Source organism: Streptomyces sp. Ru62 (assembly GCF_002920615.1).
In the GTDB taxonomy this organism is placed as follows: Bacteria; Actinomycetota; Actinomycetes; order Streptomycetales; family Streptomycetaceae; genus Streptomyces.
In genome coordinates, this window is sequence record NZ_PQSU01000043.1 from 56603 (window position 1) to 63456 (window position 6854).

The window sequence follows — 6854 nt, forward strand, 5'->3', positions numbered from 1 at the left end:
AGGTACCTGGCCCTCGGGTGAGAGTCCCGCTGGTGGAGATCAACGATCTGACGGCGGCCGAGGAACGGGTGTGGCGGGCGTTTCCGCGCGGGGAGGCCGTGGACTTCCGGGAGTCGCCCGGCGAGGACCCCGCCGACGGGTCCGGCTGGGGCGCCGGACGGACCGTGCGGGCCCAGGTGTTGCGCGCGCTGCTCCTCGGCGGACCGCGGCAGGAAGGGGAGACCGCCGCGCTCAGTCTCGCGGGCGCCCGGATCACGGGCCGGCTGGACCTTCAGTACGCCACCATCGACCATCCGGTGCGGCTGCGGCACTGCCACTTCGACGAGGCCCCGCGGTGCCACGCCGCCCGGCTGCGCGAGCTCAACCTCAGCGAGTCCGTCCTGCCCGGACTGGTCGCCCACGCCGTGCAGGTCGACGGTGTCATACGGCTGACCCGGGCCCGGTGCACCGGGATCGTGCGGCTGGGCGGCGCCCGGATCGCCGGCAGCCTGTACCTGGAGGGCGCCGAGGTGGCCGCGCCGGACGCGGCGGAGCCGGTGCTCCAGCTCAACCAGGCCGCGATCGGCGCCGACCTGTGGGCGCCGGGGCTGCGCACCCAGGGGCAGACACGGCTGAGCGGCGCGACCGTGGCCGGGTCGGTCAACCTCAGCGAGGCGCGGCTCGGCAACCCCGGGCACGACGCGCTGGAGGCGGAGACCTTCGCCGTCGGCGGCGACATGCTGGTTCGGTACGCGCAGGTGCGCGGCTCGACGGGCCTGCGCGGCGCCCGCATCGCCGGGCGCCTCGACCTGTCGTACACCGCCCTCTCCCATCCGGGGGGTTCGGCGCTGCGGGCCAGCAGCACGACCATCGGCGAGCTCTGGCTGCGCAAGGGGCCGCCGATGGAGGGCGCCCTCAACCTGCGCCGCGCGCAGATCGACGTCCTGTTCCTGGAACCGGAGTCGGCGCCCGGCGAGGTGCTCCTCAACCACCTGTCGTACACCTCCCTCGTCCCGCACGAGCCCGCCGAGCGCCGCCTGCCCATGCTGGAGCGCGACCGCGACGGCTACACCCCGCACGCCTACGAGCAGCTGACGGCCGCCTACCGGCGCGTCGGCGACGACCACGCGGCCCGGCTGGTGCAGCTCGCCAAGCAGCGCCGGCACCGCCGCACGCTCCCCTGGTACGGCCGGCTGTGGGGCCTGGTCCAGGACGTCACCGTCGGCTACGGCTTCCGGCCGCTGCGCGCCGCCGGATGGCTGCTGTCGCTGCTCGCGCTCGGTTCCGTCGTCTTCGCGCTGCACCACCCCCGGCCGCTGAAGGCGGGCGAGGCACCGCCGTTCGACCCGGTGTTCTACACGCTCGACCTGCTGCTGCCGGTGATCTCCTTCGGGCAGGACTCCGCTTTCGCACCGCGCGGCGGCTGTCAGGTGCTCGCCTACGTCCTCGTCCTCACCGGCTGGATCCTGGCGACGACGGTGATCGCCGGCGTCACCCGCGCGGTCAGCCGCCAGTGAAGCCGCGCACCGCGTGCTGGGCCGCCAGCCGCACCGGGGCGTTCACGGCGCCGTAGCCCTGGTAGCCCGGATCCCGCTGGACGAGCTCGAAGAAGACCCGGCCGACGGTCTCGGTGTAGCAGTGCCGGAAGGCGCCGCCCGCCTCGCGGTCGTAGAGGATGCCGAGCTCGCGGTACGTCTCCAGCTCACCGTCGGCGAACTCGTACCGGGCGGCCAGGTCGTCGTGGTGGTTGGCCGGTACCGGCAGCAGCCGTCCGCCCGCCGCGCGGAAGGCGCGGGCGGCGGCCACCACGTCGTCCACGGCTAGCGCGATGTGCGCCGCGGGCAGGGTGTCGTCACCGGGGGCCGCGCCGACCGCGAGGGCGATCCGGACGCTGCCGTCGGCATTGGTGACGGCACGGCTGCGCAGGAGGCCGTAGGGGTCCGCGAGGTCGACGCTCTCCTGGGCGTGCAGTCCGAGGACGCTGCGGTGGAAGAGCGTCGCCTCGTCGAAGTGGTGCCAGGGCTGGGCGAGCGCGAGGTGGTCGATGCGGGTGACCGAGACGGGTACCTCCGCCAGGTCCTCGAAGTCGGCGCGCCAGTCGGGGAGTCCGGGGCGTCCGGTGGCGCAGAAGAAGAGCTCCGTGCCGTCGGGGGCGGCCACCGCGTCGAGCGGGACGTCCTCGGGGGCGCGCCGCCGGGGCAGCACCGGGGCCAGCAGGGCTTCCGCGCGGCGCGCGGCGCCGGCCGGGTCCGGGGACTCCAGGCCGATCGCGGCGAGCCGGGTGCCCGCGCGGCGCGCGGCCGGACCGGTGTTGACCAGGACGCGGGCGTCGCCGCGCTGCCACAGGTCGACGGGTTTGCCGCGGTGCCGGGCGGCCCGGGTGAAGCCGAGGGCACCGAGCAGGGCGGTGACGGGTTCGGTGTCCGGGGTGAGGAGTTCGGCGAAGGCGACGCCGGCCGGGACGACGGGGGCGGGCAGCCCGGCCACCCCGACGGCCTCCTGGAGGAGCAGCAGGGAGCGGTGGGCGTCGACGGCGGTGGGACCGGCGTCGGCCTGCCGGAACACGTCGTTGAAGACCTCCAGGGAGAGCGGGCCTCGGTAGCCGGTGCGCAGCACGTGGGTGAGGAGGCCCGGGAGGTCGAAGCCGCCCTGGCCGGGGAAGCAGCGGTAGTGGCGGCTCCACTGGAGGACGTCCATGGCGAGCAGCGGGGCGTCCGCCAGCTGGAGGAAGAAGATCTTCTCGCCGGGGATGTCCTCGATGCCCTTGGGGTCGCTGCCCCGGGACAGGATGTGGAAGCTGTCCAGGCAGGTGCCGAGGGCGGGGTGCCCGGCGGCCTCGACGATGCGCCAGGCGTGGTCGTACGTACTGACGTGCCGCCCCCAGGCGAGCGCCTCGTACGCCACCCGGATGCCGAACTCGTCCGCCAGGTCGGCGAGTCGGCTGAGCTGCCCGGCGGCGAGGGCGTCGTCGTCCAGGGCGTCCGGGGAGACGCTGGAGCAGACGAGGACGGTGTCGGCGCCGAGCCGCCGCATCAGTTCGAACTTGTGCCGGGCGCGGCGGAGATTCCGCGCGAAGACCTCGTCCGGCACGGCCTCGACGTCCCGCATCGGCTGGTAGAGGTCGATGGCCAGACCGAGGTCGGCGCAGCGGGCCCGGATCTCCTCGGGCGACAGGGGGCTGGCGAGGAGATCGTTCTCGAAGATCTCCACCCCGTCGAACCCGGCGCGGGAGGCGGCGGTGAGCTTCTCGGTGAGGGGGCCGCTGAGGGAGACGGTGGCGATGGAGGTGTGCACGGGGTGGACTCCTTGGGGTTCAGGGTGCCTATGCCGCGCCCCGGCGGTGCGCGGCCGTGTTCGCGCGGGCGGCCCGGCGACGGGTGCGGCCCGTCACAGGTGGCTCCGCCGCGTGGGCGCGACCGCCACGACGGGCCCGCGGCCGTCAGCCGGCGGCGCTTCCCGATCGCTCCACCCCGGCCAGTTCCTCGATGTCGGCCAGCATGCGCGCACTGTCCGGCTCCCGCCCGGTGAACAGCCGGAACGCGTCGGCGGCCTGGAACACGGCCATCCCGCCCCCGCCCAGCACGGCGCAGCCGACCGCCCGTGCGGCCCGCACCAGCTCCGTCTCCAGCGGCCGGTAGACCACTTCGGCGACCCACAGCCCGGGCCTCAGCAGCTCCGCGGGCAACGGCAGACCGGGATGGGCGGCCATACCGGTCGGCGTGGCGTGCACGAGGCCGTCGGCGTCGCGCAGCAGCGCCGCGAGCCGGTCCGCCGTCGCCGCCACCGCCCGGCCGGGGCCGAAGTGCCGCTGGAGGGAGGCCGCCAGGGTGGCGGCCCGGTCGGGCAGGGCGTCCACGACGGTGACCCGGCCGGCGCCGAGGGTGAGGACGGCGTGCGCGACGGCCGCGCCGGCGCCGCCCGCGCCGAGCTGGACGACCCGTTCCATCGGGGCGTCCGGGAGGCCGCGGGCGAAGGAGGCGGCGAAGCCGGTGACATCGGTGTTGTGCCCGACGGCCCGGCCGCCGTCGAAGACGACGGTGTTGACCGCGCCGAGCGCCTCGGCCCGCGGGTCGAGCGCGTCCAGGTGCGGCAGGACGAGCTGCTTGCAGGGGTGGGTGATGTTGAGCCCGTCGAAGCCGAGGTCGCGGGCGGCGCGGACCAGGTCGCCGACCGCCTCCGGCGGCACGCCGAGGACGTCGGTGTCGAGGAGCCGGTACAGGTACCGGAGGCCCTGCCGGTCCGCCTCCCGGTGGTGCAGGGCCGGGCTGAGCGAGGGGCCGATCCCGGCCCCGACCAGCCCGACGAGATACGAGTCCTTGATCACGCGGGGCCTCCCGGGGCAAGCTAATGTACGAACCAGTACGTTAGCTATATCAGCCGCACGGGCGGTTCGGAAGACCCCCGCCGCTCTCCGGAGCCCTGCTTCTACAATCACCGGCACGCGAACGAGCGCGCCGCCCCGGCGCCTCACGGCCCGAAGGACAGCGATGACCAGCGTCGACGAACCGGTACGACCCGGCGGGCGGGTGCGCGACGCCGCCCGCACCAAGGCCGAGATCCTCGACGTGGCCACGCAGGAGTTCGCCCGGGCCGGCTACGACGGCGCCCGCGTGGACGAGATCGCCGCCCGCACCCGCACCACGAAGCGGATGATCTACTACTACTTCGGCGGCAAGGAGCAGCTGTTCACGGCCGTGCTGGAGCGGGCGTACGGGGTGATCCGGGACGCCGAGCAGGAGTTGGACGTGGACCACCTGGACCCGGTGGCCGCGATCCGGCGGCTGGCCGAGCTGACCTTCGACCACCACGAACGGCACCCGGACTTCATCCGGCTGGTCAGCATCGAGAACATCCACGGCGCCGAGCACATCGCGGCCTCCGAGAAGCTCGGCCGGATCGGCTCCCCGGCGCTGGACGTGATCCGCCGCATCCTCGCCGCCGGGCAGGAGTCCGGGCTGTTCACGGCCGACGTGGACGCGGTCGACCTGCACGCGATGATCAGCTCGTTCTGCTTCTTCCGGGTCGCCAACCGGCACACGTTCGGCGCCCTGTTCGGCCGGGACCTGGTGGACCCGGCGCAGCGGGAGCACTACCGGACCATGCTCGGGGACATGGTGATCGCCTATCTGACGGCGGAACGGGCGGCCGACTGACGGTTTCGCGGGCGGCCGGGTGACGGTTTCGCGGACGGGCTGCCGGGGCCGGGGACGCGCGAGCCCTTGACAGCGGGGAAACGCGGGCGCAACATCCCACCCAATCACGACTAACTATCCAGTGGGTTAATTAGCCGCCGCGATCCGGCCCCCGCCCCCCGCTCACTCCCCCTCCCTCCGCAGGGTGGAGTCCTCCCCGAAGGAGCACCGCCGTGTCCGTCCCCGCCCCTGCTCCCGCCCCCGGCCCCGCGGCCCCGCCCGGCCAGCCCTGGAAGGCGGCCACGGCCGCCTGGATCGGCAGCGCGCTGGAGTACTACGACTTCTTCCTCTACGGCAGCGCCGCCGCCCTGATCTTCCCGAAGGTGTTCTTCGACGCCTCCGACCCGGCGACCGCGACCCTGCTCTCGCTCGCCACCTTCGGCGTCGCCTACGCGGCCCGGCCCCTCGGCGCGCTGGTCCTCGGGCACGTCGGCGACCGGCTCGGCCGCAAGAAGATCATGGTGTTCACGCTCATGCTGATGGGCCTGTCGACGTTCCTGATCGGCTGTCTGCCCACCCGCGCGCAGGTCGGCACGCTCGCGCCCGTCCTGCTGGTGCTGTGCCGCGTCCTGCAGGGCGTCTCGGCGGCCGGCGAACAGGCCAGCGCCGGCTCGATGAGTCTGGAGCACGCGCCGCCGGACCGGCGCGGCTTCTTCACCAGCTTCACGCTCAGCGGCACCCAGGGCGGCCAGCTCATCGCCACCCTCGTCTTCATCCCGGTCGCCCAACTGCCCGAGGAGCAACTGCTGTCGTGGGGCTGGCGGGTGCCGTTCTGGCTGAGCGTGGCCGTCGCCGTCGTCGGCTGGGTGATCCGGCGCCGGCTGCACGAGACCCCGGCCTTCGCCCGGCAGGCGGCGGACGGGGGCGTGGCCCGGCTGCCGCTCGCGGTGCTGCTGCGCGAGCACTGGGCGGACGTGCTGCGGGTGATCGCGGGCGCGCTCATCGCGTCGGTCAGCACGGTGTTCACCGTATGGGCGCTGGCGTACGCCACGAGCGACGCGGTCGGCATGTCCCGTACCGCGATGCTGTGGGTGGGCGCGCTGGCCAACCTGGTGGCGCTCGGCGCGATCCCGTTGTGGGCGACGCTGTCGGACCGGATCGGGCGCCGGCCGGTGTACCTGATCGGGGCGGTCGGCAGCGCGGTGGCGATGACCGGTTATCTGTGGGCGATCTCCACGGGCTCCTATCCGCTGACGCTGCTGCTCGGCGTCGTGGCCTTCGGCGTCGTCTACAGCGCGGCGAACGGCGTGTGGCCCGCCTTCTACGGCGAGATGTTCGCGACCCGGGTCCGACTGTCCGGCCTCGCGATCGGCACGCAGACCGGTTTCGCGGTGGCCGGGTTCGCGGTCACCTTCGCCGCCGAGATCGCCGGTCCGGGCGGCGACGACTGGGCGGCGGTGGCCCTGTTCACGGCGGCACTGTGCGTCCCGCCGGCGCTCGCCGCGCTCACCGCCCGCGAGACACACCGGGTGCCGACGGAACTGCTCGGCGAGCGAGCGGCGCGGGAGGCGTCCCGCGGGGAACGGGTTCCGGTCTGACACCGGGGCTGATCATGAGGGTGGCCAGGAACTCGGCACGGGCGGCGCCCCGCCGGGGAACGGGGGCCTGCCTGGCGGAGGGGCCGTGCGGGCGGCGCCCCGCCGGGGAACGGGGGCCTGCCTGGCGGAGGGGCCGTGCGGGCGG

5 protein-coding genes are annotated in these 6854 nt (G+C 74.4%); 3 read left to right on the forward strand and 2 right to left on the reverse strand.

Features of this window, described 5'->3' with window-relative positions; all coding sequences use genetic code 11:
• The first annotated feature begins 32 nt into the window (after positions 1–32).
• Positions 33–1496 carry a membrane-associated oxidoreductase gene (locus C3492_RS38730; RefSeq protein WP_103817299.1) on the forward strand — a complete coding sequence of 488 codons (1464 nt, stop codon included), beginning with the start codon at positions 33–35 and terminating at the stop codon, positions 1494–1496.
• Here the strand turns inward: C3492_RS38730 and C3492_RS38735 are convergent.
• On the reverse strand, positions 1483–3273 hold the full coding sequence (locus tag C3492_RS38735) for a sugar phosphate isomerase/epimerase and 4-hydroxyphenylpyruvate domain-containing protein (protein ID WP_103817300.1): 1791 nt from the start codon (positions 3271–3273) through the stop codon (positions 1483–1485). The genes C3492_RS38730 and C3492_RS38735 overlap by 14 nt on opposite strands.
• 145 nt (positions 3274–3418) lie before the next feature.
• A complete protein-coding gene (locus C3492_RS38740) occupies positions 3419–4303 on the reverse strand; it encodes a shikimate dehydrogenase (protein ID WP_103817301.1) in 885 nt (294 codons plus the stop codon).
• Between the two features lie 163 nt (positions 4304–4466).
• Between C3492_RS38740 and C3492_RS38745 the strand changes: the two genes are divergently transcribed.
• Complete coding sequence (locus C3492_RS38745) at positions 4467–5132, forward strand: TetR/AcrR family transcriptional regulator (protein ID WP_103817302.1); 666 nt, start codon at positions 4467–4469, stop codon at positions 5130–5132.
• Positions 5133–5344: 212 nt separating this feature from the next.
• Entirely contained in the window at positions 5345–6709 is a 1365-nt protein-coding gene (locus tag C3492_RS38750) for an MFS transporter (RefSeq protein ID WP_103817303.1), read from the forward strand.
• Positions 6710–6854: the final 145 nt, after the last annotated feature.

Excerpts from the sequence above, each read along its gene's own strand:
- C3492_RS38745 (WP_103817302.1), top strand. The coding sequence starts at position 4,467 with ATGACCAGCGTCGACGAACCGGTACGACCCGGCGGGCGGGTGCGCGAC.